28 protein-coding genes are annotated in these 25079 nt (G+C 52.8%); 11 read left to right on the top strand and 17 right to left on the bottom strand.

Annotated elements, in window-relative coordinates; genetic code table 11:
- On the top strand, positions 1-1937 hold a 1937-nt coding region (locus CLV58_RS19540), incomplete at its 5' end, for a tetratricopeptide repeat protein (protein ID WP_211300881.1).
- A gap of 328 nt (positions 1938-2265) precedes the next feature.
- Here CLV58_RS19540 and CLV58_RS29200 read toward each other — a convergent pair.
- The gene (locus tag CLV58_RS29200; RefSeq protein ID WP_106139512.1) at positions 2266-2478 is read right to left on the bottom strand and encodes an ATP-grasp domain-containing protein; all 213 of its coding nucleotides are present in this window, start codon (positions 2476-2478) and stop codon (positions 2266-2268) included.
- A gap of 174 nt (positions 2479-2652) precedes the next feature.
- Here CLV58_RS29200 and CLV58_RS19530 point away from each other — a divergent pair, with 174 nt between their 5' ends.
- Entirely contained in the window at positions 2653-2964 is a 312-nt protein-coding gene (locus CLV58_RS19530) for a hypothetical protein (RefSeq protein WP_106139511.1), read from the top strand.
- Positions 2965-3194: 230 nt separating this feature from the next.
- Here CLV58_RS19530 and CLV58_RS19525 read toward each other — a convergent pair whose 3' ends face one another.
- Positions 3195-3521 (bottom strand): hypothetical protein, encoded by a 327-nt coding sequence (locus CLV58_RS19525; RefSeq protein ID WP_106139510.1) that lies wholly within the window; start codon positions 3519-3521, stop codon positions 3195-3197.
- Positions 3522-3822: 301 nt separating this feature from the next.
- Here CLV58_RS19525 and CLV58_RS19520 point away from each other — a divergent pair, with 301 nt between their 5' ends.
- Entirely contained in the window at positions 3823-4008 is a 186-nt protein-coding gene (locus tag CLV58_RS19520; protein ID WP_106139509.1) for a hypothetical protein, read from the top strand.
- A 455-nt stretch (positions 4009-4463) separates the two neighbouring features.
- Positions 4464-4802: a hypothetical protein gene (locus CLV58_RS19515; RefSeq protein WP_106139508.1), complete on the top strand. Its 339-nt coding sequence runs from the start codon at positions 4464-4466 to the stop codon at positions 4800-4802.
- Positions 4803-4982: 180 nt separating this feature from the next.
- Here the strand turns inward: CLV58_RS19515 and CLV58_RS19510 are convergent, their stop codons facing one another.
- The 4 genes from CLV58_RS19510 to CLV58_RS19495 all read right to left on the bottom strand — a co-directional run bounded on the left by CLV58_RS19510 (position 4983) and on the right by CLV58_RS19495 (position 7826).
- Positions 4983-5291 carry a hypothetical protein gene (locus CLV58_RS19510; RefSeq protein WP_106139507.1) on the bottom strand — a complete coding sequence of 103 codons (309 nt, stop codon included), beginning with the start codon at positions 5289-5291 and terminating at the stop codon, positions 4983-4985.
- A gap of 281 nt (positions 5292-5572) precedes the next feature.
- Entirely contained in the window at positions 5573-6730 is a 1158-nt protein-coding gene (locus CLV58_RS19505; RefSeq protein ID WP_106139506.1) for a PepSY-associated TM helix domain-containing protein, read from the bottom strand.
- A 55-nt stretch (positions 6731-6785) separates the two neighbouring features.
- Positions 6786-7268, bottom strand: a complete 483-nt coding sequence (locus CLV58_RS19500; RefSeq protein ID WP_106139505.1) for a hypothetical protein — start codon at positions 7266-7268, stop codon at positions 6786-6788.
- 156 nt (positions 7269-7424) lie between these two features.
- Positions 7425-7826: a hypothetical protein gene (locus tag CLV58_RS19495; RefSeq protein ID WP_342748931.1), complete on the bottom strand. Its 402-nt coding sequence runs from the start codon at positions 7824-7826 to the stop codon at positions 7425-7427.
- A gap of 238 nt (positions 7827-8064) precedes the next feature.
- Between CLV58_RS19495 and CLV58_RS19490 the strand changes: the two genes are divergently transcribed.
- Entirely contained in the window at positions 8065-8490 is a 426-nt protein-coding gene (locus CLV58_RS19490) for a response regulator (protein WP_106139503.1), read from the top strand.
- Positions 8491-8509: 19 nt separating this feature from the next.
- On the opposite strand, the gene CLV58_RS19485 is transcribed toward CLV58_RS19490, so the two are convergent.
- The 5 genes from CLV58_RS19485 to CLV58_RS19465 all read right to left on the bottom strand — a co-directional run bounded on the left by CLV58_RS19485 (position 8510) and on the right by CLV58_RS19465 (position 14186).
- A complete protein-coding gene (locus CLV58_RS19485) occupies positions 8510-8950 on the bottom strand; it encodes a response regulator (protein ID WP_106139502.1) in 441 nt (146 codons plus the stop codon).
- A 137-nt stretch (positions 8951-9087) separates the two neighbouring features.
- Entirely contained in the window at positions 9088-10578 is a 1491-nt protein-coding gene (locus CLV58_RS19480) for a glycosyltransferase family protein (protein WP_106139501.1), read from the bottom strand.
- 123 nt (positions 10579-10701) lie between these two features.
- Complete coding sequence (locus tag CLV58_RS19475; protein ID WP_106139500.1) at positions 10702-11739, bottom strand: aldo/keto reductase; 1038 nt, start codon at positions 11737-11739, stop codon at positions 10702-10704.
- 165 nt (positions 11740-11904) lie between these two features.
- Positions 11905-13860 (bottom strand): hypothetical protein, encoded by a 1956-nt coding sequence (locus CLV58_RS19470; RefSeq protein WP_146141482.1) that lies wholly within the window; start codon positions 13858-13860, stop codon positions 11905-11907.
- A gap of 83 nt (positions 13861-13943) precedes the next feature.
- The gene (locus tag CLV58_RS19465) at positions 13944-14186 is read right to left on the bottom strand and encodes a hypothetical protein (protein ID WP_106139498.1); all 243 of its coding nucleotides are present in this window, start codon (positions 14184-14186) and stop codon (positions 13944-13946) included.
- A gap of 219 nt (positions 14187-14405) precedes the next feature.
- On the opposite strand from CLV58_RS19465, the gene CLV58_RS19460 reads away from it, so the two are divergent.
- Complete coding sequence (locus CLV58_RS19460; RefSeq protein WP_106139497.1) at positions 14406-15263, top strand: Rpn family recombination-promoting nuclease/putative transposase; 858 nt, start codon at positions 14406-14408, stop codon at positions 15261-15263.
- 170 nt (positions 15264-15433) lie between these two features.
- Here the strand turns inward: CLV58_RS19460 and CLV58_RS19455 are convergent, their stop codons facing one another.
- From CLV58_RS19455 to CLV58_RS19440, 4 genes are all read right to left on the bottom strand, one after another.
- Positions 15434-16162 (bottom strand): hypothetical protein, encoded by a 729-nt coding sequence (locus CLV58_RS19455; RefSeq protein ID WP_106139496.1) that lies wholly within the window; start codon positions 16160-16162, stop codon positions 15434-15436.
- A gap of 88 nt (positions 16163-16250) precedes the next feature.
- Positions 16251-17231, bottom strand: a complete 981-nt coding sequence (locus CLV58_RS19450) for an alpha/beta hydrolase family protein (RefSeq protein WP_106139495.1) — start codon at positions 17229-17231, stop codon at positions 16251-16253.
- 57 nt (positions 17232-17288) lie between these two features.
- Complete coding sequence (locus CLV58_RS19445; RefSeq protein WP_106139494.1) at positions 17289-17954, bottom strand: SdpI family protein; 666 nt, start codon at positions 17952-17954, stop codon at positions 17289-17291.
- Between the two features lie 12 nt (positions 17955-17966).
- Positions 17967-18269, bottom strand: a complete 303-nt coding sequence (locus CLV58_RS19440; RefSeq protein WP_106139493.1) for an autorepressor SdpR family transcription factor — start codon at positions 18267-18269, stop codon at positions 17967-17969.
- A gap of 244 nt (positions 18270-18513) precedes the next feature.
- On the opposite strand from CLV58_RS19440, the gene CLV58_RS19435 reads away from it, so the two are divergent.
- The 3 genes from CLV58_RS19435 to CLV58_RS19425 all read left to right on the top strand — a co-directional run bounded on the left by CLV58_RS19435 (position 18514) and on the right by CLV58_RS19425 (position 20595).
- Positions 18514-19266: a hypothetical protein gene (locus tag CLV58_RS19435; RefSeq protein WP_106139492.1), complete on the top strand. Its 753-nt coding sequence runs from the start codon at positions 18514-18516 to the stop codon at positions 19264-19266.
- A gap of 52 nt (positions 19267-19318) precedes the next feature.
- Entirely contained in the window at positions 19319-20011 is a 693-nt protein-coding gene (locus CLV58_RS19430; RefSeq protein ID WP_106139491.1) for an adenosylcobinamide-GDP ribazoletransferase, read from the top strand.
- A 116-nt stretch (positions 20012-20127) separates the two neighbouring features.
- Complete coding sequence (locus CLV58_RS19425) at positions 20128-20595, top strand: FKBP-type peptidyl-prolyl cis-trans isomerase (RefSeq protein WP_106139490.1); 468 nt, start codon at positions 20128-20130, stop codon at positions 20593-20595.
- A gap of 181 nt (positions 20596-20776) precedes the next feature.
- Here the strand turns inward: CLV58_RS19425 and CLV58_RS29025 are convergent, their stop codons facing one another.
- Positions 20777-20902, bottom strand: coding sequence for a hypothetical protein (locus tag CLV58_RS29025; RefSeq protein WP_281257938.1), 126 nt, complete (start codon positions 20900-20902; stop codon positions 20777-20779).
- Between the two features lie 82 nt (positions 20903-20984).
- Here CLV58_RS29025 and CLV58_RS19420 point away from each other — a divergent pair, with 82 nt between their 5' ends.
- The gene (locus tag CLV58_RS19420; protein ID WP_106139489.1) at positions 20985-21938 is read left to right on the top strand and encodes an L-threonylcarbamoyladenylate synthase; all 954 of its coding nucleotides are present in this window, start codon (positions 20985-20987) and stop codon (positions 21936-21938) included.
- Between the two features lie 88 nt (positions 21939-22026).
- A complete protein-coding gene (locus CLV58_RS19415; protein ID WP_106139488.1) occupies positions 22027-24102 on the top strand; it encodes a PAS domain-containing sensor histidine kinase in 2076 nt (691 codons plus the stop codon).
- Positions 24103-24157: 55 nt separating this feature from the next.
- Here CLV58_RS19415 and CLV58_RS19410 read toward each other — a convergent pair whose 3' ends face one another.
- Positions 24158-25078, bottom strand: coding sequence for a 1-aminocyclopropane-1-carboxylate deaminase/D-cysteine desulfhydrase (locus CLV58_RS19410; RefSeq protein WP_106139487.1), 921 nt, complete (start codon positions 25076-25078; stop codon positions 24158-24160).
- Position 25079: the final 1 nt, after the last annotated feature.

The raw sequence follows: 25079 nt of genomic DNA, 5'->3' as shown, positions 1-25079 counted from the left end.
ATCTTCTTCGGCCAGTTGGCTATATCTGGCCAACAGCCAGATCATGTTACAGCGTATCGAAGATCATTACCAAACTTAATTCCCCAACACGTTCTAAAGCTTTCATAAATGCAAGTAGAAGTAAATACAATCATTTTGCGTACGTTCAAATTGATAGCTCGTTTACTGAATCTATAATAAATTCTTTAAAATACATAAACCCTAACTTTGAGTATAACTCCACAATCAGTCCTGAAGAAAATTTAATCATTTTATTCCAAAATATAAAGCAAATATCAAACTCATTATTAATACTAGACGGCGTTAACGACGATAATGAGTTGAGAAAGTATAAAGTGATATTAGAAGGACTTAATTGGAATGTACTAATAACAAGCCGAACTATACCAGATTCGTACAAAGAAAATAACATTACAGTAAACCACCTTCCGGAAGTACAGGCGTTAGACTTGTTCAGAGCAAATTATGGTAGAGAAGATGAAGTAGACGAGAACGCAGTAAAAAGAATATTGCTGAAAATAAATTTTCACACTAAATTAATTATTCTTTTAGCGAAAGCTGCACAAAACAATCCACTTCTACAGCTTGAAGAATTAGCTAACAAAGTTTACAATGAAGATTATAAGGATGAAAATGTTAATATAGACATCACTGTTGATAATGAAGAAAACTCTGTTTTCCAATTTATCCTACTGCTGTTTGAACCAAATGAACTTAGTGATGAGCAAAAATTATACTTAAGGTACTTCACTGTTCTACCTAACCAAGAAATTCCAGTCGAGATTCTTGTAAAACTTTTCGAGAAGGATACTAAACAAGGGTATTTTATCAATACTATCAATAAACTAACTCAGAAAGGCTGGATTGAAAAGAATGGTACTTTCTACAGTATTCATCCTATTGTGCGCCTAGTTATAAAGAATAAAATTAGTTTTTCTATTGATTTTTTCACTCCATTAATACTTAACTCTGAGTATTATTTACGAAACTCAACTAGCTATATAGAGAATGGCATATATTTATCATATGGAGAGTCTATAGTCAATTTTTTCAGTGATGACAGGTATGAACTTGGCTTAGTATGTAATCGTATCAGTTTAATATATATGGGATTGCATGATATGCCAAGATCCATTATGTATTGTGAGAGAGCAATTAAAATATTTGAATTGTACGGAAACATTAGCGAAATCTTAGCACAAGCTTATGGAAATTTAGGTGTTATACACAACATTAATAGAGAATTTGAAAAAGCCGAAATATCACTACTTAAAGCACTGGAAATACAGAGAGAGATCTTACCTGAAACACATCATGACATAGCTTCTACTTATAGTAATTTAGGTGGCGTTTATCAAGGAGCTGCTAGAAGTTCTCAAAATCCTGAAGTTGCAATGAGATACTATCAAGCGAGCCTTGATCTTTATAGTAACGCGTTATCAATACAGGAGAAACGTTTAACAAATAATGGTGAGAAGCGAGATGCTCATAACTTAGCTATAGGCTATAATAACGTTGCAATGATTTATGACGATCTATTTCGTAGATATAATAATTTTTCTTATGAAAAAATGAGTATTGAATACGATAAAAAATCGTTAAATCTTTTATTAGATTACTTCGGAGAAGAGTACCCATTAACTGCAAGATCTTTTAATAACAATGGACTCACTTTTCTTAGGGGTGGACAACTAGATGAAGCGAGAGAATATATAGAGAAAGGATTACAGATCAGAGTTAAAATATTACCAGATAATCACCCCGATATTGGTAACAGCTTTTACAATTTAGCAAGAGTAATGATTGAACAGGGTTTTGACAGTAAGGAAAAAATCAAAGAAACGTTACTTTCTGCGATTGATATAATGCAAAAACTTTATGACCCAAATCACCCAACTTTAAATGCAGCACAAGCTTTACTAATTGAACAAGGATAGAATTCGATTAGTAAAGCTTGTGCTAGTTACGCAATAACTTTAATAGAACAAAAAAACATATAAACTCATATGCCGTTATTTATCTATCCAAACTTTCGTTTGAGAAGCCTAAATAGCATGTTCATTATAATTCAATTTTTCTTTATTTTCCTTAACTAATAACTATTTATACCGTTTCACATATATTTCTTCTTCTTTCTATTCCGCTTGCTTTTCAGTCTTATCTTCATTTGGTAGCTGTACTTGGGCCGTAACGGTACTCTCTTTTTAGACTTTTCTTGAACGAATTTTATTAGTTCAAGAAAGCGATTTTTTTTGGCGTTATCAATTATACCGTTCCAAGATCCCCATCGACTTCTGTAACATAAGTCTGACCCATTTTCTCCCTAATTAGGTCAACTCCGGCAAACTCCAGCCTGGCCGCTTTAGCGGCTTTAATACACATTTCAGTCTCTACACCGCTTAGGTTGATCGAACGTCCGTTGCCACCTTTGGATAAGTTAATCCTAAAGTCTCGCTGGCCGTCCGTTTCATCGCGCACACCACACGATCACCCGTTAGGTTGACTCGTATATGGGTAAGGGTTCGATTAGTACGCAACCAGTATAGAAGATGAAATAGACACGCGTCCCCCAAATCTGGCACAGAAAGTCTGGCACAGAAATGGATGTGTATACGTTGACTTAGTGTTACCCCACCGACTTACTGCTTAGCTATGTGGCCTTCTGCCCACTCGTCAACGCAACTCTTTACCGTAACCACCATTATCAGAAATACCGACGGGGCTTTCCTGGGTGAGTTCCGCGAAATCGAATACGAATCCATCGATCTGGCCGATTGTCTCGATGCCGTCACGAATCTGATCTGGCAGGGGTACGAGCTACACGCCGTAACGCTGTCGGATCGCTACGGTCAACTTCGCCTACCCGTCGACAGCTTCGATGGGCTGCTCTTTACCCAAGCCCTCTGGCAACTCGAACGCGAGTGGGACGCCGTACTGGCCGTGAAACCCGGCCGGCCAGCCTGATCGCTACCTGTCGTACCTGTACGCGCGGTCACCACGCACTCAGGCACGCGGCTACGCCCCGGCTTTCCGTCTGCTATTGGTCGTGATGTGCTAGTGACGACAGGCCCTAGTTCAGCATTGGGCTACGCTCTCGCCCGGCGGGGTCTCTCCTGGCTCGCTGTTTGTGATACACCCGGCCTTACCGGGTCAGACGTGGTTTGCCAGCAGTTAGGCGCGGCTGGTTACGCTTCCTAGACGAATACCCACGGATAAAGTCCTCGAAACGGGGCTGGTCGGTTTAGCGAGCCGGCGTCGGGCAGGGTTATCAGCGTCGGTGGTGCGGTATCAGCTACCTGCACGTCGTAGGCTACCGGCGGGCAACCGCTCCCAGGGGCTGCATACAGCAGTTCCAGTCGCTTGCCATCGGCTTCGGCCTGCTCCAGCAGATCAAACAGTCGGGTGATACCAACCAGGTAAAAAGCCTGATGCACCAGTTGCCCGTAGTGCCACGCGTCGCTATCCCAATTAGCCAGCTGACCAGCCATCGTATACTTCTTATAAAGCTGATAACCATCCATGATTGATACGTAGTATAAAAAGCTAAATCATAAATAACGACCAACTATAATGACACGAAATACAAATTATTGTTCGTAAGTAAACACTCTTTGCCTACGAATAACTCTCTGTAATTTAATAAGTTACCTTTTAATAAATACATATATACCGCCTTTTGCTTTATATTATCTTATTTATACATTTAGACAACAACTCGTTATCCATACAACTAAATTGAATACTACACCATTCGTTTTAGCGAACAGCCAACCCGTTTTAGCAACAGACAATGAGCGGGGCTTACTGCAACTATTACTGAACATGGCCAGTCCCCGAGCCGCCCGATACGTTGGTCATGCAATCCGTTCCGACAGTACGTACCGGGTCGTTGTACACATCGGCAGTGGCTTTCGTACGCTGAGCATTCCCGTGCCCGTATTATCGCTAATTGCCGAGGGTATTCTGGTCGAACAGGACCGCGCCTGCGTATTGGCGCAATTACTGTAGGCGACGGGCCGTTAATCCGTCATTCGCTTCCTTCCCGCTGCTCTGCATCGGCTGCTCCACATCGGCTGCGTCCGCATCGGCTGCAACGTAGCGTGCTATACGTAGCACTGGTTTCCTTCTGCTTCCTCTTCCCGCCTACGCTGACCGGTAATCCTACCTTCAGGCTGGTTCACTGCGGACGGATGGCTCATGCTGGTAGACAGTACAATACGTTTTTCTGTGCAGCGTTTTCGCCACCGATACTACCGGCTGGTACCGGGCATTCTGTCCGTTTCGGGCAGTTGTCCAACCGCGAAATCTACCACCGACGGACCAAGTTAGCCGGGCGATCAGGCAACAAGAAATCGCTTGTTGGGTTTATTTATTTACTTCTTAGTGCTATTTTGTTTATGGTTCTTTAAACAGGGCACATTTTTTGATACGGCGATACTAACGAACACACTTAGCTATCACCTATGCAAGCTTCCTCAACCAGTCTTACGCCCGGCCGCTATCAGTACACGTACCCCAGCTTCGTTGATCGACCACAATACATCACCGTTCACTTCCTGACTCCCGACGGTCAGCAGGCGTTTGTCAGTTACCCAAAGCACCCAAACCACAAAGCGGCTCAGCTTATTCCTGTCCGCTGGTTTGCGTCGGTCGTGCTGGTCCGGCTGGTTGATCAGGACCTGCTGATGCACCTGATTGAAACGTTTCTGACGGGCTGGTCCGTCGAACCCCGCGTGATCAAGTCATTGCCCACCGTAAAACTGCAGGCTGTCTCCGTACCCGCCGAACGACTGGTAGCCTAAGCAACCTACAAAAAAGCGAGACCGTGTGAGCGGTCTCGCTTTTTTGTACACAATAAAACAGATTTTGTATTTATATCTTTACAATTCAGCCAGTTACGATAAAATAACAGTACCTGCATCTCGGCGGTAGCAGCCACTTACTGATACTTGATCGGAGCTGCTACTGCCGTAATTCGTTACTCAATAGTCGAACTCGTACGCTCTGAACCAGCTGCTGACGGGCATCCGATCCGCCGGCTTGGGAGTCGACTCCCAGCTCGCCAACTGGAGTGTACAGGCTTCACCGGTAATCACCTCCGTCGATGAGGGATACTGAAGCACGATACGCTGATTCGTAGCTTCCGCCTGCTCCAGCAGATTAAACAGCCGCGTCGTTCCGACCAGGCTGAACGCTTCATTTAGTGTTTGCGCATACGCCCATTGCTCGGAATCGCGTCCGGCATTTTGCCCTGATGTGATGTATTTTTTGTAGAGTTGAAAACCATTCATATGGAGTCGTTAAGTTTATGTTTACCGATACATCTATTTATTACACTAACCACAACAAAGATATATTTTGTTCAACTAAAATTAAACAAAATAATAAATAAGTTTTTTCACGTAACCTAATGACTATCTGTTATTTATTAATTCCTTGTCAATGACTAGCATCGTCCTTATTCTTGGAATATATGAGCTTAATCGGTCTACTAACTCGACAAAAAAAATGGTCTCCCGCTGTTGACGCAGGAGACCATTTTTAAAAAACTCCGTAGCACCAGCCTGATTAGTCAGGCTCGCGTTCTTATCGGACGAGCAGGTTTGCCGGTTACCCGTACCGTCGCCACCGGGCGCTTTGGCTTACGCGCGCGTCGCCACCAGAGCAGAAAGCCGGTAATGGAGAGCAATCCGGGCGTCAGGCCGATCAGCACGTACAGCAGCTTGACGGGCCAGCCGCCATAGTTACCGACGTGCAGGGGAAAGAATGTGGCTTCCAGTTGCTCACCAATCGGTAGTTCCGACAGCCGGCGCACCAGTGTAACCTGCCCCGTCTGCTGATCGAGATTGACCAGGTTACTCGTTCCCCACAACACCCACTGATCGATCAGCGGCCCATTGACCCGAAATTTCCGCTCGGGTTGCGTCGGCAGGTAGACGTAGGTCGGCTGGAGATCGGGCATCTGTTGCAGCGCCTTGTGGTACAGCGAATCCGCCGAGATCGCCATCAGCGTGTTGGGGCGGGTCGGCACGGTCTCCGTCTGCCAGCTTTTGTCCTTGAACGCAAACAGGTTCATCCAGAAGCCCGTGAAGAAAATGACGGCGTTGAGCAACAGCGACCAGACACCCACGATCCGGTGCAGATCCGAGCTGATCGTGCGCCAGTTCTTCCGGTTGATCCGAACGCTGAACAGCAACACCTTGCCAATCATCTTCCGGTAAATAATTGCCCCCGTCAGCAGCGATACCAGCATCGTCAGGCCAAACAGCGCGGTCAGGGCAGCACCAGGCACGCCAAGCTGAAAGCTGAAATGAAACTGCAACAGCCATTCGATGAAACTGGGCGTAAAGTCGGCCGATTTTCCTTCCCGAAGTATGGCCCCTGTGTACGGGTCCAACGAGATCAGCCCCAGATCGTAGGTAAACAACCGTTCATCGTTCAGGTACAGCCGGAAATTGTAGGCGTCGGTCGGCCCCGCGTCGGGGTTCAGCCAGGCAATACCGTCGAGTCGGGGGTAGCGCCGGACGATGGTCCGATAACAGCGATCCAACGTCCCCGGTGGAACCGACGGGCCGGTCGGGCTGACGGTCAGCAGTTGCTGGTTGGCCAGATGATCCAGTTCGTGGCGAAATACCAGCACCGATCCGCTGAGTCCAAGGAGCAGCAGAAACACACCCGTCAGCAGCCCAAACCAGCTGTGCAGGGTAAACAAACGTCGGGATAGGTTCATAAAACGAGGTGTTGAACGGGTAATCGACAGCCATTGTCGAGGTAATTCAATCGGTTCATCGTAGATAAGTGCGGGCTTGTATGATGCCTTGGCGCAGTTGCCCGGTCATGGCGTTTACCCGTCGTTGCTGATCGGTCAGGTACAGCAGCGCCTGTTTTTCGGTCAGGGTCGACAGCGTATCGCCGTTGTAGCCGTTCATCCAGTCGGCCATCGCCCGATCGGCCTGTTCCAGTCCATCGGCAACCCTCCGGGCTTCCTGTTTTTGCCCGTCGAGCCGGGCCGAAGCGGGTTGCTGGCTGAGTTCGGTCTGGCGCTGTGCCACCTGTTTTTTGAGTTTCATCAACTCGTCCATGGCACCCATCACACTGTCGTGGCGGGCCAGAATTTGCTGCTCCAGTGCCCCGACGGCGGGTCGCGGATCGGTCGTACCCGACTCGTCCGCGTGCGTATGGGCGGTGTGGTCAGCCGACGGTTTCGACTGACAGGCCAGCAAGGTCAACCCTGCCAGCAGAAACATATAGATACGATTGATCGTCATCGGTATAACGAATAGCGGTATAGCCCGTCGCCGGGTGGCGCAGGCATGCGAATACAGAGAAACTGGCAAACGAGAAGCCGACCCGGCATCGGCGTTACAAGCCAGCCGGCTATGATGGAGCCATTACCGGACGAGCAGGCCCACACCGACGGCCGTTCAGACGGCAGACGAACAGCAGGGTGGTTTCAGCAAGCCCCGAACCGGTGTTGCGTACAGGCTCGGCTGGTAGGCAAACAAAGGCTGCTGACGCACGACAACGGGGGGGGCAAAAACGAACCGATGTGTATCCTGCCAGAAAAGCTGGATCGATGCGGTCTGTTGCACCCGCTCGGTCGTTTCCTTGTCCTGCCGGTCCTGCTGGGCTTTGAGTTTTTTGGCCAGGTAACACTGCCCATCGCAGTGGAGCTGGGGCTTCGCACGGTTTTCGCAAAGCACGCGGGCGATGTAGTCTTTGTTCGCGTGGTAGTAAGCAACCGTCCCCCACGGGCTGAGCGTGGGCAGCAGGATGGCTAGTAAAAGAAGATAACTGACCAGCGAGCGCATGGCGAAACGAAGCAAGCCCCAAAATTACGGCAGAACGACGGGAGTTGCGGAAGGGGTTCTGTTTTTCTTTTCAGGTCAGCGTTTGCGGGGGCTTGTCCCGTTTATCATCGATGAAATGCCCTTATCGCAACATTCGCGATCAAACGCTGGTTAGCTACTCGGTGTCCGAACCAGACCGCTGCACAGGCGATTCGGGTACAGCACCACAAACAGCAGGGCCTGTAGTTCGTTAGCCCCATCGACAACCAACTATATGGCTGCTTCTTCCTTACTTGTTCTGATCGTTGACGACGAGCCGCCGGTGGTCGACATTTTGCGCCACGTGGGCAAGAAGCACTTTCCGGAGGCTACGTTTATAAGCGCCAATTCTCCCCTGGAGACGCTGCTCTACCTGGATGATGCCAGCAAACCACAGCCCAATCTGATTCTGCTAGACATCGACCTCCATAGCGTAATCAACGGCATCGAACTGTTACCGCAGATCCGGGCGCTGACCCGCAAGCTAATCCCGATCATCATGTTTTCGACCTCCGATGCGCAGCCTGCCATTACGGACGCCTACACGCGGGGCGCAGCGGTATATACCCGCAAGCCGTATGATCTCGACGGCTGGGTCGATTACGTGACGATATTGCGCGACTATTGGTATCGTGTGTCGCTGCTGCCCAGCAAGAAGTAAGGTTACCAGCTACGTTGCGTTACCAGTCTACGTCCTCCCGCAGCGGTACGCGGGCCGTTTCATACCAGTACTGGCGCAGCATGGTCACGTACGCCTTCCAGCCGTCCAGATCGCTGGGTTTGCGCGTAAACGCAACGGCTCCCTCTGCCGTTGCCCGCCGGACATTCTCGGTATCGTTCGATACGGTAAGCATGATGATGGGCACTTTTCCTTTCAGACACTCGTGCAGCTTAGGCAACAGATCCAGCCCGTTGGGATACTGGTGCAGATCGACGTCCAGCAAAATCAGTTTCGGAAGCAGCTCTGCCTCGTTGTTGATGTAGTCCATCGTCTCCTGCGCCGACCGTGCATTGACGAACGTGGCTTCCGGGAACGCTGTCTTGGCGACCCGAGCCAGTATTTCGCTGATGGGAGGCTCGTCGTCGATGACCAGCACAACGAAGGGGTATTCTTGTTGCATGAGTAGCTATCAATTATGGATGCGGTGCATTGGTACAACCACAATTTGCCCGATTTGGCTAAAAGAATTTACGGGAGTAGTTATCGGATCGCCGAGCTATTCGGCAAAAAATGACGCTTATCGACCCATTATCTGGCTTATTCCCGGCGGTACAATACCCAGATTTCGTTGATCGTGTTGGCCTGCTTCGCATGCAGCAATTCGTTGACCCGCCAGAGCGGTATCGACGAATACAGCTGTGGCCGGAAGCCCAGACTGTCGAGCAGGGGCAGGCGGTCTTTCGCGTCGTTGTAGGTCGTAGCCAGCCACGCATGCCGGAGGTAGCGGGTCGAGTCGATGTTCTGCACCGTGACCAGTTTCAGGTTGGGCACGCTCTTGTGGTAGAACGTCAGCGGCAGGTGGTTCTCCGTTTCAAACGGGGTTCGGTTGAGGCAATAGATCGTGGCGGTTTCCCCCGAAAAACGGCTGTTTAGCTTACGACCGAACTCAACCAGCTGGTAGTACGGGTTCAGCACCAGAAACAGTACCAGCACCAGTACATTCAGACCAACGCTGAAATACAGCACCCCACGCAACGTCAGCCGCGCAACGGACCGAGCACGCTGAAAATAAGCGACAAACGCCGGTAGTCCCCAACCCGCCAGAATAGGCAGCACGTTGACGACCGGAAACATAAACCGCTCTTCCTTATGCCCGACAAAGCAGTGCCCCAGCACGAAAAACAGCACCGCCCAGACCAGCGGTTGCCGCAGCTGACTTACGCTTCCTTTCAGGCTGTAGTAAAACAGATACAGACTCAGTGGCGGGGCTCCAATGACCAGCGCCAGCAGCACGATGTACCAGTAGAACGGGGCCGTACCGAACTCAGCCGCTTTGCCTTCGAGAATATTCACCCGGAAATAATCGTAGGGCGTAAACACCAGCTGGTGATAGAAATAATAGTCGAGCGCAGTATTGGCCAGTACGCCCAGCACAAAACCAGCCGCCATCGGTAGCAGCCGGTCGTACCGTTTGTCGATCAGCAACAGCCATAGCCCGAAGCCAACCAGCCCGAACGCCATCTGAAAGCGGGAGTAAAAGGCCAGACTGAACAGTAGGCCGACAAGAAACACAGACCCGACGTTGTCCTTGCGTCGCTCATACAACAGCACGGCGCCGAAAAACACAATCGATGAAGCCAGTTCCGAGCTGAACAGGGTACGAACGTACGGCAAGGACCAGGAGAAGTTGAGCAGTACTAGCACCAGATACCGGATCTTCCGGTCAGACCGGAAGTAGTGCAGCGCCATGGCGTTGAAGACGACCCACCCCAGCAGCCCGAAGAGCACGCGCAGAATCGTCAGCTGTGTGTAGGCATCGGTTACGCCGACGAACCGACAGACCGTGACGAAACCGGAAAACAGGTACACCTGCACCGTGGGTCGGATATGGCTTTTCAACTCCCAGACGTTACCCGCCCCCGACGGTTCGCCCAGTTGCCAGGACGAAAATTCGATTAGTTGAAAATGCTGATCGGGATGCAGGAAGCCGACCTGCGTCAGGCAAAACACAAACTGAACGACAAAAGCAACCAGCAGCAGCCGATTGGTCCGGGCATCGTCGGTACGTAGGGATAAAAGGTTCTCCATAAGGCGGGCGCTGACCCATTGGTACACACAAACGGGCCCGACTCATCCGAGCCGGACCCGCGCAAAGGTAGTAGCAGAATAGCTGTTTCCGCTCAGATGAGCCTGTTGCAGCCAAATTCTCGCTTATGGCTTCATTCGCGTCGTCGGTGCCTCGGCGTCGATCAACTGCTGCTCTTTCAGCGCCTGCCAGAATCCATCGGGGATCTGTACGGTCAACGACGCGACGTTTTCCGTGACCTGCTCGGGCGTACGGGCACCGGGAATCACCGACACGGCCACGTCGGGGAAGAGGGCAAACTGGAGCGACGCCGTCCGCAGATCGACGTCGAACTGCCGGGCGATGGCCTGTAGTTTGTCGCGCTTTTCGAGGTACTCCGGCTTAATCGGCTTTTTCTGATCGTAGTTGTAGCGGTCGCTACCCGACAGGAAACCGGCGTTCAGGTTCGACCCCATCACCAAGGCGATGTTCCGTTCCCGCACCTTGGGAAACACGTTTTTAAGCGCATACTCGTGGTCGATGAGTGAATACTGCGACGCCAGCAGAAATACGTCGGGATCGGCCACGTCGATGCTTTTCAGAATCGGTTCCGGGCAGTTGACGCCCAGTCCCCAGCCTTTGATGATGCCTTCGTCGCGGAGTTTGCTTAGTTCGGGAAACGCGCCTTTTTCGGCGATGGCAAACTGCTCCTGCCAGTCGGTGGGTAGTAGCTTGTTGTCGGGCGAAAGATCATGGACGAATACAATGTCGAGGCTATCGATACCCAGCCGTTGCAGACTGTCTTCGATCGACCGGCGAACGCCATCGGCAGTGTAGTCGAAGATCACGTCGTTGGGCGAGTGGGCATGTGGGTAGTACTCGGCCCCTTTGTTGTGTTTGCTGGCCCGCAGCAGCTTGCCGACTTTGGACGAGATAAAATACTCGTCGCGCTTCTGGTTGTGCAGGAAGTACCCATACCGTCGTTCGGCCAGGCCCAGTCCGTACCAGGGCGACACGTCATAGTAGCGTACACCGGCCTTCCAGGCGGCTTCGAGTGTCTGCTCGGCAGCCTCGTCCGACACGTATTCAAATTCATTGCCGATGGCTACGCCACCCAGCCCGATCTCGGGCAAATGCTGTTTCGCCCAGTTGCCCTGCGTCGTGGGGGCTGATTCAGTTGTCATACAATCGTGATTTTTTGGTTACTCGACTGTACTAACTCCCCGTTCGCCCGGCTGTTTCGATAATGGAACCGTACGGCCTTGTCTCGGATAGCGTCCTGTTGTTTGGTTCACAACCAGGCAACCAGCAGATGCTGTTTGGGACGAGCCGATTTTTGAGACGAACCGCTACCGATGACCTTCCAATGCATACCGACGCCGGGTGTCGGCTCGCTGGAAGCCAGTCAGTACAAACTGATTGCCTGACGCTGACGCACCGGGTCGTTTACCATTCAGGTTACTATTGCGCGTTGTGTAGATGGCCACGACGATGTTGGCATTGTACAGTAGCGCATCGGCATTGGCCTCATGAATATCAATATGATCCACCTCGCCTACTGGAACATCGTTCATATCCAGTGAGTCGGACAGTTGTCGGACATCATCGATAAAATAGCGGACAACTGGCTTTTGCAGATTTTTATATTTCGCCAGCCGGTACTCCAGATAGCGCGGCATGACAGCACTCAGGATACCGCCAACCCCATTGCTCATCACGCCCGTTCGGCTGATCGTCGCACTCGGCTTCGCATTGAAAGCGCGCTGCTGAACGCCTGTCAACTTGTTGGCCTTCACCGTTACCGACTGTAACGTTGTACCCGCCCGCATGGCGTTACGTTGCCGGGTCGTCAGCATGGTATCATAGCGAGCCACGAGTGTCTGAGCGTTCGGCAACCTGCGCCAGTCGACGGGCACTGGTTGCGCGACAATGGGCGGCACACTGGTCGAGTCGAGCCGGATACGCGCGTCAATGTTGCCGATCTTGGCGGTCAGCTGCCCTTTATATGTTCCGTACAGGTCCATGTTCTCAAACATAAACCGCCCGTTTGCGTCGCTTTGCGCCACAAATAGTTCGCGTTTACTCAGCGTATCGTCGCCGGTAGGTGTTGCCACCAGCGATACCATCACGGGTGCACCGACAGGTTTATCGTTCCACTTCGCCAGTTGCCCCGACAGACTAATTCCCCGCTCCGCCGAGTAGGTGTATTTCCGGTCAGCGTTCAGTTCGTCCCAGCTAAACAGCGTATTCCGGCGTAACACCAGCGCATCGCTCAGTTGCTGGGGCGACAGGCTCGGTAAGGGCTGATCGAGTTCAAGGTCAACGGGTTCCGATTGACTGGCAGCACCTACCGGATTCGGCTTGTAGATCATCCGTTCGCCCAGCCGTCTTTTAGCTTTGTCGACCAGTATCAGATTGATGATGCCCGCCGGTAAACTCGACCGGACAATGTTGAACACCGACACGGGTGTTTGCCGAGGCACGCTGGCATACGACAGAATACGTCCCCGACTCTGCACAATGAAGGTCAGCGTGTCGAGCGTGGGGGCTACCCGATTTTCGATGGTTACGCGAATCCGGTCGGGGTAGGTCAGATCGTTACAGCGTAGCACACTACCCGTCGCCTGAACAGGGGGCAATGCAATACGCTTCCCATCCATTACCGCCCAGTAAGCCTGCGGTTGCGGTACAAGTTCTGCCGAGGCCAATCCGTTTTCGTCCGTTTTCAGCCGGGTCAACGTATCGCCGGTAGCCGCCAGGATAAACCCCGTTGCGGGTGTACCGACGCCAAACGTATCGAGCGTATTGATCACCAGTCGGTTTCGCAGACCAGCCACCAGCTCACCCCCTTCAGGACGAATGATAATCGTACTGACCGGCGCGCCCGACGACTGCGCTGGTAGGCGCTGCTGATCGGCAGGCGAAACAACCAGCAACGTCTGCCGACCAAACGCATCGGCCGGGAAGTTTCGCATCCAGTTAGTGTAAGCCCGTAACCGACAGTGGTAGGTCGGCAGAGAATCGGGTGGCGACACGGTAAACTGAGCCAGGCCATTATGCGGGCGAACCACGACGCGACGAAGCAGCTTCCCCTGATCGACATTGATGCAGTCGATATACAGGGCGGCATCGGTTGAGTCGGTTTCACCGGTTATTGCGTTAATAACCCGTGCCTGCCCGGCAATCGGCTCACCGGCGAGATAAACCTCCTCCCGATCGACTGATAGTTGCACCAGCGTACGCGGTACGGTTGTCTGTGCCAGCGCGACCGATATACTTGCCAACCAAAGTAACACGGATTTCATACAGCCCTTTTTTTGCCTTTTGTAGCACAATAACAACAAAAGGTATAATTGGTCAACGAAAAGGGTGTTAATTTTTTGACAAGTCAATGCGCGTCGTAGTCGGCCAGCACCCGCACTACGTCGGCAACCGTCAGCATATCGCCCGGTGGCAGCAGCCGGGTGTCCACGTTATCACCCATTGCCTGCATGAACGAACGGCGGTTCAGCTGAAACGTCCGCACAGGGGCGTTGGGCAGTTTAAGGTAGTAGTAGCGTTCCAGACCCAGGAAATAGCCGATCAGCGATGCGCGACTGTTATCGTAGGGCTGCGGCCGGACGAGCGTCATCTTTCGCTTATAGACTTTGAGTAAGCAACTGATTATCAGAGAAATTTCTTACCTGAAAGCGTTCGGGTGGCAGGACACACAATTCGTTTGGAAAGGTTTAGGTTCGTTTATCAGCTTCGATTAATGCGAGAACCGATCCAGTTTAGTGGGTTTAGTCTTGATATTTTTATGCTTTAGCTTATAGGTTAAACACTGTCCAGTTCCCCATAACTTTGTCACATGCAAACCAGCATCTACATTCCCATTATTTCCGATTACGGTTTCAAGGCCACTTTTGGTAACGAAGCTGATAATTTATTCCTCCGTACAGCTTTACAGGCATTGATTAAGTCGGAGATACCCATTCGGGAGGTGCACTTTGACAAGAATGCGTTTGAGGCACTGACCATCGACAGTCGCAGTGGAATTTTCGACTTGTCCTGTACCGACGAAAACGGTACTCAATTCATTGTGGAAATGCAATTAGGCTATGCTCCTTACTTCGTTCAGCGGATGAAGTTTTACGCGCTTCATAAGTTCAATACAGTCGTTGAACGAGGTGAGTTTGATTACGCGAACTTACCTAAAATTTACGCTATTGCGTTTCTGGAGAAAAGTATCTTGCCAACAACTCATTTTCATACGATAGCTAATCTACGAAGCGAACAGGGTGAAATCATTGATAGTCAAATGTCGTTTATTATGGTAGAACTGGCTAAATTTAATAAGCCGGTCGCTGAGATAGAGACTGACTTAGACAAACTGGTATATACAATGAAGACGCTTCATACAACTGAACCTACTCAGTATCCGGCTTTCTGGAATGAGGAATGGCTAAAGCGAGCCATTGACGAGTTAGATACGCGCAAAATGACTCCAGAGGAAAGAGCGTATTTTGCCCGTGTGACAGCAGCTAATGCCGAAGCGGTCAACGCCGAGAAAAAGCGGATTGAAGAAGCAGAGGAACGCAGAGAGAATTTAGTGAAAAGCGAAACGGTTAAAAATCTTTTGAGTTTGGGGATTTTAACGAATAGTCAGATCGCCCAAACCGTTGGAGTAAGTGAAGCATCGGTTCGTAAACTCTCAAGTGACAGGTAGTTTGACTCAAAGTCAATATATACAGCCCAACTACTCAACTCATGTCTGTAAAGGTTCCGATGATGCCATCAGTGAATGCATGTGCTGAGTAATTTCTCAAATTGTTTTTTCATTTCATGCGTCCGATCGACGCAACATACTAATAAACAATCGGTTAACTTATTGACAAGTCAATGCGCGTCGTAGTCGGCCAGCACCCGCACTACGTCGGCAACCGTCAGCACATCGCCCGGTGGCAGCAGCCGGGTGTCCACGTTATCACCCATTGCCTGCATGAACGAACGGCGGTTCAGCTGAAACGTCCGCATAGGGGCGTTGGGCAGTTTAAGGTAGTAGTAGCGTTCCAGACCCAGGAAATAGCCGATCAGCGATGCGCGACTGTTATCGTAGGGCTGCGGCCGGACGAGCGTCATCTTCCGCTTGTACCCCTCGAATAGTTGCGCGTCGCCTTTGTACAGAATCTGATAATAGAACGGGTACCCCTTTTCCGAGAGTCGTACGAAGGGCATGCCCTCGATGGCAAACGCAACCGGCTTGAGGGTGTAAGTCGTCGTATCCTGATTGAAGCGGCATAGCACCTCGTTCGTCATGACGTTGTAGGCGATGGAGCAGGCCGTCATGGGTGAATCGTCGGTCAGCTGTACCCGCCCCGGTTGCCAGGTCGGAAATGTCCAGTATGGTGTTCCGAACAGTATCCACGGGTTGCGTCCAGTTCCGTTGAATACGGTATATACCCGCCCCGCGCTGTCCTGCCCAACGGTGCGTGCCTGTTGTAGCCGGTATTTCATTGCCCCCGTGATCGTAGCCGATCGGCCCCCATACTGCGCCTGCCCCCATCCCGACGAACAGGTAGCCAGAAACAAAACTATCGTTGACAGAAGCCCAGTTGTCAGGCGCATGGCGGTATGGACTATTGCGAGTAGAACTAACGCAATAACTACATTTCCGCTAATTCTGTCTACGAACAATCCATTAACTGTCAATTAATTACTGCTTCTGCCTGGCAAATCGAGCCAGTTCGCTTGCCAGACCGGGCGTCAGCGGCAGGGTGGGATCATGGTAGGTTTTCAGGTTATCGTCTATTGATGCACTGACGCTGTTTTTCAGCATGTGCGTCATGTCGGGGTAGATCACTAGCCTGGCGTCGGGACGGGCCTTTTTGAGCGCTTCGGCTTCCGTAACTGCCACCTGTATGTCACGCCCTCCGTTTACAAGCAGTACCGGCCCCCGAAACTGTCTGATCTCGACCGACGGATCATATTTCATCCACGACATTACATATGGCTGTATCAGTGGACCCATCAGCGACATAAGCACCATGGGTGGTTGCCGAACCGGTTGTCCTGCCCGTAATGAGTCGAGGTCACGGTAGGCCAGTTCACGCTGCGCGTCGGGCAGGGTGGCGAGTTGTGGTCGTATCGCATCGGCGATGTTTTGGCCCGGCCCCGACAGCGAAACGAACGCATCGGCCTTTGTTTTCGTAGCCGCCAGCATACCGACCAGCGAGCCTTCACTGTGCCCAGCCACGACAACCCGCGAAAACCGCTTGTCGGCCTGCAACTGCCGGATGAAGCCGACCGCATCGCTGACGTAATAATCGAAGCGCATATCAATCATTTTTAACAAGGCTGAAGCAGCCAGCAGATTTTTCCCCGAATACCGCTTGTCGTATCGTGCGACGGCTACGCCTTGTTGTACCAGACTGTCAGTCAGCAAGCGAAACGAAGCCCCCTGTACGGTTTTTCCCATAACTGGAGTCGGGTTATTACAATCGCGGTCGGTCGGGCCTGAACCGGCAATAAGCAACACCACTGGCACGGCCCCTTTTGTCATGGCGGGCAGAGTCAGCGTTCCGTCGAGCGTCAGGCTTAGCCCGGCGGGTTCCGTAGCTGTGTATCGAATGGGTTCGCTGGTTTGAGCCAGCGCGGCACCAGACAGGCCGAGGAGCAGAAGAAATAGGAAAGGCATAGGTCGGAAGTGGTCAGTTCGCTGTAATGAAAGAGGTTGTTGGGCTACGTTAAGGTATCAGCGCATTGACTGGCTTGTTGTTTCCTGCTGAAAATACACGTAGGAGTAAACGACCGGAACCAACGTAACGATCAGGAGAACAGCCACGGCAGCACCGACGGTGTAGGGCGCTGGCACCAGCACCGCCAGCAAAGCGCCCAGCAAGCCACCTGCTACCATCAGCCGCCCACCCAGCCGGTGCGTACGTGTCCAGACCCGGTTGTTCTGTAGTGTCCACGGTGTGCGGATACCGATAAACCAGTTCGGCTTTAGAATGCTCATGTAATTACCAACGGCTGCTATCCCCAGGCTAATCAGCGCCAGCATGGCTCCCTGTGACGACTGCAATCCGCCTGACTGCGTTGCCAGGTAAAACAGACTCCCGATCGCAACGGTCATCAGCAGACTCATCACAAAGCGCATACGCTGAAACACGGCCGGCTGTACCATGGCGCTGAAATCCAGCTTCGGCAAAAAGCGTAGTAACAGGTAGATGAAAAGCCCTAGACCGGCCATGACCAACAGTGCTTTCTCTTTCGGCATCCAGCCGTCAGGCTGCCCTGTCAGGTTGTAATGCGACACGATAACCGGCGGTAGTCGATGCCAGATTAGTGCGATGTAGCTGAAGACCAGCAGATAGGGCGTCAGAATAAGCCATTCGGTAGACGTAGATTTGGTGTTCATAGTACAGGGAGATTAGTGGTTGATCAGGTGATTAGATGGAGAGTCGACGGGTGCTGTATCCGGCTTTTGAAAGCTGAGTAGCCAGCCCAGCAGTTCATCGAGTACGGTTGTGTTAAGCGAGTAATTGATGAACTGACCTTGTTTCGTTGATTCGACCAGCCCAGCCTGCCGCAACAGGTCGAGGTGGTGCGAAATGCTGGGTTTCGACATGGCAAACTGCTCAGCAATCTCCCCTGCGTTCAGGTCACCAGCCCGCAACAGGTCGAGGATTTGCCGACGAGTCGGATCGTTGAGTGCTTTAAACAGCAGATTCATAACAGCGTGTCTGGTTGTAGGCGTACATAGCTGCCGGGGTCTCCCAGCCGCCTGCCCTGCATTAGTTAGACAAGTATCTAATTAATCAATTAGACAATCATCTAATTATTGATCAATGGCTATTCAGCTTGATAAGCGGTAGTTGATTGGCATTCGTAAGCGGTAGTACGGCTTACGAATGCAAGTCGGGCTACTTTTGTGGATCAACCCGCTGTCGTCCGGTTCGAGATCGCCGGTTCTCTGCATGAACATAGTACTGATTAAAGTAACCCTGATGCCGGTCGTCATGGCGGTCGTTACCCTGGCGAGTCGGAAATGGGGACACAAAACGGGCGGCCTGATTGCCAGTCTGCCCTGGATTGCCGGCCCCATTCTCCTGTTTTTCATTCTGGAGCAGGGAAAAGCGTTCGGACTGCAATCGGTGCCGGGAATTCTGACCGGTGTCGTGTCGCTGGTCGGTTTCTGCTACAGCTACGCCCGACTCGCCAGCCGTTTCTCCTGGCTACCTACCTTACTGCTCTCGTATGTTGTTTACTGCCTTGTTGCGTTAGCGTTACGGCCCATTCAGATCGGGTTGTGGACGGGCTATGGTATGGCAATGGGTAGCATTCTGCTTGGTCTGTATGCCTGGCCTACCCCCGCCCTGACAACTGTCGCGGTCCGGCGTCTCCCCTACGACCTGCTGCTGCGGATGGTGGCGGCTACCTTGTTCGTACTGGGTATCACCGAGCTGGCGCATCGAATTGGCCCAACCTGGAGCGGCATTCTCACACCTTTCCCGGTCATCACGTCGATTCTGGCGGTGTTTACACACTATACGCAGGGGCATTCGGCTACTGTTCTGCTGCTGCGGGGCAGCCTGTTGGGCTTTCTGGGTTACACGACTTTTTTGTTTTTACAGGCGTTCCTGCTGCCTGAGCTATCGATCGGCCTATCGTTTTTACTGGCGCTGCTGGTTAACATCCTGATGAGCGTAGTCGTTAGTAAGCTGCGCTAACCCCAGTAGCCCTTACGTTTGTGCTGCCATACGATACACTTCACTAGCTGTCATGTTTCCCATTTCTACCCTGCGAAGTACCTACGCCACCACTGCTGACACGTCATCGTCGTTTCTGTTGCCGCTGGCGGGCTGGTTTACGGGCCTGATCGGGCTGGGCGCTTACTGGCTGGGAACAATCCTGTTTCCTCCTCCGCACCTGCCCGTATTGCTGAGTATGGCCGCCGTAGCCACCCTGACACTGGCCCGACCGGAAAGCGGTTTCGCTGCGTGCACGGGTGGCGATCGCCCGGACGCAAGTGCGGTCTCATCAGGAGCGGTGTGGCTCGTCCTGCTGCTATTGGCCCGTTTTTTTGCTGTACAGGCGTTGTTCGCCAATGAAGCATTCGGCCTGTCGGTAGCCCTCAAGTACGTGATGGCGCATAGCCTTAGCCAGCTAATGGCCGCATCAGTCAGTTGGACGCAGTCGGGCGATGCATCCCCTACTGCCAGCACACCATCGATAACCAAGCGTGCGCTGGCCATTGCGGTTGGGGTACTGCCGATGCTGGCTTTGGTTGGTCTGACGACGCTCTGGATTTACGCGCTGTTCGTGATACCGATCCTACTTCTCCGCTGGTGGTTGCTCAGGCAAATTCGCCGTCAGGCAGGTGGAAACAGCAGCAGTTACCGGGGCGCGGTTCAGCAATTGAGCGAACTGATTGTATACCTTTCCTTCGTGTCGCTTCTCTGGGTTTCGGTCTAAAAACAGCCCCTGGCCCACAAGTTTCGGTACCGATTGGGGAGAAATCGACAAACAAGCAGACTTTTACGGTCTACATTTGTTCCATATTCATACACAAACGGCCTGGCCGATTTTTTATGCAGATTTCAAAACACAAAGTGGCTGCTATCCACTACACCCTGACCGACGATTCAGGCAACGTGCTCGATTCCAGTGTTGGCAGCGAGCCGCTGTACTACCTTCACGGCGAAGGCAACCTGATTCCCGGCATGGAAGAAGGACTCGAAGGCCATTCAGCCGGTGATAAGGTTACCATCGACGTAACACCCGAGAAGGGCTACGGTCGGCGCAATCCCGCCCTGGTCGAAGAAGTGCCCAAACAGGCCTTTGGCAATCAGCGCATCGCTGTGGGCATGCAGTTCGAAACCAACGAAGGTGAACTGATTACGATCACCGACGTCGGTACCGACACGGTCACTGTCGACGCAAATCACCCGTTAGCCGACCAGAATCTACACTTCGACGTTCAGGTCCTGGACGTTCGCGACGCTACACCCGACGAACTGGACCACGGCCACGTTCACGGCCCAGGCGGGGTGCATTAATGAATTGAGTGATTGAATGGTTGAGTGATTGAATGGTTGAGTGATTGAATAGGCTTACGCAAAACAGTCAATCGCTCAACCATTCAATCATCTCTGTTGTGGTTCGATGAACGATCGGGGGCTTGCTTAATTCAGCTGACAGAATTCAATCATTCTACCACTCAGTCATTCGATAATTCAATCACTTAGACAATATCCCTTTCGTAATCAGGTAGGGGATGATAAGCCAGAGTAAGCCTTTAATCAGGAAGAAAAGGAAACCCAGCCAGCCGACTCGTTTGAGCCATTGTTTGATACGATCATTCATGGTTGGTTGGCGTTTGGAACAAAGATAGCCGGGACCGTGACTTTCCCCACTACTAGCCGTTTCTGCCTATCTTTGTCCGACAATGAAAACGCAGATCGGGCAAAATATTGCGCAGGCCGCCGACTGGCTAACCGCAGGAAATGTAGTAGGCATACCAACCGAAACCGTTTACGGACTGGCCGGCAACGCGCTCAACCCCGATGCCGTGCTGACCATTTTCCGGGTCAAAAATCGCCCGGCCTTCGACCCGCTTATCCTGCACACAAACAACCTCGACCGACTCAGCGAGTACGTTACGGAACTACCGGAACCCGCTCGCCTTCTAGCCGAACGGTACTGGCCGGGACCGCTGACGTTGTTGCTTCCCAAACACGAACGCGTACCGGATCTGGTCACGTCGGGCTTGCCGATGGTAGCCGTGCGGGTACCCAATCATTCGCTGACGCTGTCGCTGCTCGCATCGCTCGATTTTCCGCTAGCCGCGCCGAGTGCCAACCCATTCGGCTACATCAGCCCGACGACCGCCCAGCACGTCGCCGACCAACTGGGCGATCAGGTGCCTTATATTCTGGATGGTGGTCCCGCCCAGGTTGGGCTCGAATCGACTATCGTTGGTTTTGAAGCAGGGAAACCGGTCGTTTACCGGCTGGGGGGTATGGCGCTCGATCAGATCGAAGCCATCACCGGCCCCGTCGACGTACGCAGCCACTCGACGTCGAACCCCAAAGCGCCGGGTATGCTCAGCAGCCATTACGCCCCACGCGTGCCGCTAACGCTGTTATCCGCCGGTAGCAGTCCGGAGCCGGCTCCACGGATTGGCGCGCTGGCTTTCCGCCAACCGTTTGCTGGTATTCCCCTGCCGCAGCAGCGCATTCTGTCGGAAACCGGTGACATAACAGAAGCCGCCCACAATCTGTTTTCGTATTTACGCGAGCTGGACGCCCTCGATCTTGACCATATTTACGCCGAAACTCTGCCCGGGCAGGGACTTGGTGCGGCCATCAACGATCGACTTCGGCGGGCCAGCGTTCGGTAACGCCGGTCAGTCTGTTTCCGGCTGACCCGAATCCTGTACGTATTCCGCTGACCGGGTCGTACAGTTGTTCTCTACCGCTTGTAGTATCATGACAAACCGCGCAATTCCTGCTCCCTACAGTTTTCTGACCAACGGCGGGGAAATGGGTAAGCTCATTCAGAGCATCGACTGGACAACGACACCACTCGGCTCACCCGACCAGTGGTCGCAGAGTTTGAAGACCACGCTGAGCAGTCTGCTTCCTTCCCAGTTCCCGACCATACTTTTCTGGGGACCACAGTTCATTCAGCTCTACAACGACGCGGCCCTTACCAACCTGGCCCTGAGTGACAAACACCCGATGGCGCTGGCACAGCCAGCCGCCGATACATGGCGCGAGCTGTGGCCCAGGGTAGCATCTATGTTTCACCGGGCACTGGCCGGCACCCCGGTACACGGCGACAATCAGCTTATTCCGGTCTTTCGTAACCAGCAGTGGGTCGACGCCTACTGGACCTACAGCTACAGTCCCATACGCGATGAATCGGGCGATGTTGGGGGCGTCATGCTGACGTTTACCGAAACGACGGAATCGGTCGGGATGCTGCGCAAACTGAAAGAGCAGGAAGAGCAGCTTCGGTTTGCGATCGATGCAGCCGAACTGGGCACCTGGGACCTCGACCCAATCGCGAACCGACTCACCGGCAATGCGCGTCTGAAAACGTGGCTTGGCTTACCCAAGGACGCTGACATTCCGCTGCCGACGGCGCTGAACGCCATTGCTGATACCGACCGGCAACGGGTTTCCGAGCGTATCTGGCAGGCACTCAATCCGGCAACGGGTGGGCAATACAATATCGTTTATGCGATTGTCAACCCGGTCACGCAGGAACGGCGTATCGTACGGGCGCGGGGGCAGGCTCACTTTTGGGACGATGGTGTAGCGTATCGCTTCAACGGAACCCTGCAGGACATTACGGCCGAAGTAACGACGCAACAGAAGCTGGAAAAACTAAACGAAGACCTGCTCGACCAGATCCGGCGGTTTACGTTCGTGACCGACTTCATGCCGCAGATGGTCTGGTCGGCCTTACCCGACGGCAGGCACGATTTTTTCAACCAGCGCTGGTACGACTTTACGGGCCTGACACCGGCCAGTTCGCTGAACGACGGCTGGATACGCCCCCTCCACCCCGACGACTTACAACGAACGGAGAAGCGCTGGACCTATAGTTTACAAACCGGTGAGCCGTACGAGATCGAATACCGTATGAAACGGCACGACGGACAATACCGCTGGCTGCTGGCTCGGGCGCTGCCGCTGCGCGACGAAGCCAATGACATGTCAATCATCCGCTGGTTCGGTACCTGCACCGACATCCACGACCAGAAGACGCTGTCTACCAGTCTGGAACAGCAGGTCGAGGAACGGACCAGTGCGCTGAAGCTGGCGAATTTCGATCTGCAACGGTCCAACGAGAATCTCGAACGGTTTGCCTACGTAGCCAGTCATGACCTACAGGAACCGTTACGCAAGATTCAGTCGTTCGGCGATATGTTGAAAGGTACGTATGGCGACCAACTGGGCGATGGCCTGCTTTATCTGGAACGCATGCAGGGTGCCGCCGGGCGCATGTCGGTCCTGATCAAAGACCTGCTGACGTTTTCGCGCATCCGCACCCAGCGGGATACATTCAGGACGGTACCGCTTCAGCGCGTCGTACAGGATGTTCAGTCGGACCTGGAACTGGCCATTCAGGAATCGGCGGCTACGCTCGACGTCGGGCCACTACCCAGCGTACTGGGCGATGAAGCGCAACTGGATCAGCTTTTCATGAACCTGATCTCCAACGCGATCAAGTTCCACCAGGACAATGTACCTCCGCGTATCACCATCCGATCGGAACGTGTACCGGCGTCGACGCTTCCCAAGTCAGTCAAGCCGACTCAACCGGCACGTTATTACCAGCGACTGACGATAAGCGACAACGGCATCGGTTTCGACGAAAAATACGCCGATCGTATTTTTCAGGTGTTTCAGCGGCTCCACGGGCGTAGCCAGTACGGGGGTACGGGTATCGGCTTGGCCATTGTCCAGAAAGTCGTTGAAAATCACGGCGGAGCAATCACCGTTACCAGCCAGCCGAATCAGGGCACGACTTTTACCATATACCTGCCGGGCTGAGCGTAGTCTGTAGCCCAGACTCGCCACCGTGGCGCGGACCGGTCCAGGCTACACCTTACTCATCCAGTAGCGGGCTACGGCCCTGTAACCCACCTGTGTGAACCGCAACAACGGTCGCTCCGCCGGGGAAGAAACCCTGCCGGGCCAGCGCATAGATGCCGTACAGCATTTTTCCGGTATACACCTGCTCGAACAGGATGCCTGTCCGCCGTTCGACCGTGCGAATAAAGGTCAGCAGTTCCGGTGTCGTACGGGCGTAACCGCCGAAGGTGTACGCCGGCAGTAGCTGCCAGTACCGGTCAGTATCCGGCAGTCCCGGTATAGCCGTTGCGCCACCGACCGCCGAGAAGCCCAGCACCTGTGTTTCGAGCGCACCGGCTCTCACAGCCTGCACCAGCCCAGCCACAGTGCCCCCCGTCCCGACGGGGCAACAGACGTAATCGGGAGCTGCGCCGAACTGAGCGATCAGTTCGGGAATGACCTCAGCCGTCCCCCGGATGGCCAATTCATTAGTGCCGCCCTCCGGTAGTATATAAGCCGGTCCGAACTGGTTCAGCAGGGCTGCGCGATACGTCGGATCGTCTTTTCGGCGGTAGTCGTCCCGGCTTACGAAGTGGAGGTTCATACCCATCTGTTCACAATGGGCCAGTGTAGGGTTACGCGGAGCCATCGCCAGTTCATCCCCCCGTACGACACCGATCGTCTGAAAACCAAACGTTTGCCCTGCGGCAGCAACGGCGTAGAGGTGGTTGGAATACGCTCCGCCGAACGTCAGCAACGTGGTGTACCCCTGCTGCCGGGCAGCGAGCAGGTTATATTTTAACTTCCGCCATTTATTACCCGACACCAACGGATGCAGCCGATCGTCGCGCTTGAGCAGTAGCCGGATCGGAACAGGCTCGGGGAAGGGGTCGGTCAACTCCGTCAGGGGCGACTGACCGACCAAATCGCGCAGTTGCCGTTCCAGTTCGTTCATA

Origin of the sequence: Spirosoma oryzae (genome assembly GCF_003002825.1) — a bacterium.
Lineage (GTDB): Bacteria > Bacteroidota > Bacteroidia > Cytophagales > Spirosomataceae > Spirosoma > Spirosoma oryzae.
Note: the sequence above shows the minus strand (reverse complement) of the source record. Positions and strands in the feature narration are given on the sequence as shown.

What these genes read in the sequence shown, in the direction of transcription:
- CLV58_RS19530 (WP_106139511.1), top strand. Translation starts at nt 2,653, where the DNA reads ATGTGGCCTTCTGCCCACTCGTCAACGCAACTCTTTACCGTAACCACC.
- CLV58_RS19525 (WP_106139510.1), bottom strand. Translation starts at nt 3,521, where the DNA reads ATGGATGGTTATCAGCTTTATAAGAAGTATACGATGGCTGGTCAGCTG.
- CLV58_RS19520 (WP_106139509.1), top strand. Translation starts at nt 3,823, where the DNA reads ATGGCCAGTCCCCGAGCCGCCCGATACGTTGGTCATGCAATCCGTTCC.
- CLV58_RS19515 (WP_106139508.1), top strand. Translation starts at nt 4,464, where the DNA reads ATGCAAGCTTCCTCAACCAGTCTTACGCCCGGCCGCTATCAGTACACG.
- CLV58_RS19510 (WP_106139507.1), bottom strand. Translation starts at nt 5,291, where the DNA reads ATGAATGGTTTTCAACTCTACAAAAAATACATCACATCAGGGCAAAAT.
- CLV58_RS19505 (WP_106139506.1), bottom strand. Translation starts at nt 6,730, where the DNA reads ATGAACCTATCCCGACGTTTGTTTACCCTGCACAGCTGGTTTGGGCTG.
- CLV58_RS19500 (WP_106139505.1), bottom strand. Translation starts at nt 7,268, where the DNA reads ATGACGATCAATCGTATCTATATGTTTCTGCTGGCAGGGTTGACCTTG.
- CLV58_RS19490 (WP_106139503.1), top strand. Translation starts at nt 8,065, where the DNA reads ATGGCTGCTTCTTCCTTACTTGTTCTGATCGTTGACGACGAGCCGCCG.
- CLV58_RS19485 (WP_106139502.1), bottom strand. Translation starts at nt 8,950, where the DNA reads ATGCAACAAGAATACCCCTTCGTTGTGCTGGTCATCGACGACGAGCCT.
- CLV58_RS19480 (WP_106139501.1), bottom strand. Translation starts at nt 10,578, where the DNA reads ATGGAGAACCTTTTATCCCTACGTACCGACGATGCCCGGACCAATCGG.
- CLV58_RS19475 (WP_106139500.1), bottom strand. Translation starts at nt 11,739, where the DNA reads ATGACAACTGAATCAGCCCCCACGACGCAGGGCAACTGGGCGAAACAG.
- CLV58_RS19470 (WP_146141482.1), bottom strand. Translation starts at nt 13,860, where the DNA reads ATGAAATCCGTGTTACTTTGGTTGGCAAGTATATCGGTCGCGCTGGCA.
- CLV58_RS19465 (WP_106139498.1), bottom strand. Translation starts at nt 14,186, where the DNA reads ATGACGCTCGTCCGGCCGCAGCCCTACGATAACAGTCGCGCATCGCTG.
- CLV58_RS19460 (WP_106139497.1), top strand. Translation starts at nt 14,406, where the DNA reads ATGCAAACCAGCATCTACATTCCCATTATTTCCGATTACGGTTTCAAG.
- CLV58_RS19455 (WP_106139496.1), bottom strand. Translation starts at nt 16,162, where the DNA reads ATGCGCCTGACAACTGGGCTTCTGTCAACGATAGTTTTGTTTCTGGCT.
- CLV58_RS19450 (WP_106139495.1), bottom strand. Translation starts at nt 17,231, where the DNA reads ATGCCTTTCCTATTTCTTCTGCTCCTCGGCCTGTCTGGTGCCGCGCTG.
- CLV58_RS19445 (WP_106139494.1), bottom strand. Translation starts at nt 17,954, where the DNA reads ATGAACACCAAATCTACGTCTACCGAATGGCTTATTCTGACGCCCTAT.
- CLV58_RS19440 (WP_106139493.1), bottom strand. Translation starts at nt 18,269, where the DNA reads ATGAATCTGCTGTTTAAAGCACTCAACGATCCGACTCGTCGGCAAATC.
- CLV58_RS19435 (WP_106139492.1), top strand. Translation starts at nt 18,514, where the DNA reads ATGAACATAGTACTGATTAAAGTAACCCTGATGCCGGTCGTCATGGCG.
- CLV58_RS19430 (WP_106139491.1), top strand. Translation starts at nt 19,319, where the DNA reads ATGTTTCCCATTTCTACCCTGCGAAGTACCTACGCCACCACTGCTGAC.
- CLV58_RS19425 (WP_106139490.1), top strand. Translation starts at nt 20,128, where the DNA reads ATGCAGATTTCAAAACACAAAGTGGCTGCTATCCACTACACCCTGACC.
- CLV58_RS29025 (WP_281257938.1), bottom strand. Translation starts at nt 20,902, where the DNA reads ATGAATGATCGTATCAAACAATGGCTCAAACGAGTCGGCTGGCTGGGT.
- CLV58_RS19420 (WP_106139489.1), top strand. Translation starts at nt 20,985, where the DNA reads ATGAAAACGCAGATCGGGCAAAATATTGCGCAGGCCGCCGACTGGCTA.
- CLV58_RS19415 (WP_106139488.1), top strand. Translation starts at nt 22,027, where the DNA reads ATGACAAACCGCGCAATTCCTGCTCCCTACAGTTTTCTGACCAACGGC.
- CLV58_RS19410 (WP_106139487.1), bottom strand. Translation starts at nt 25,078, where the DNA reads ATGAACGAACTGGAACGGCAACTGCGCGATTTGGTCGGTCAGTCGCCC.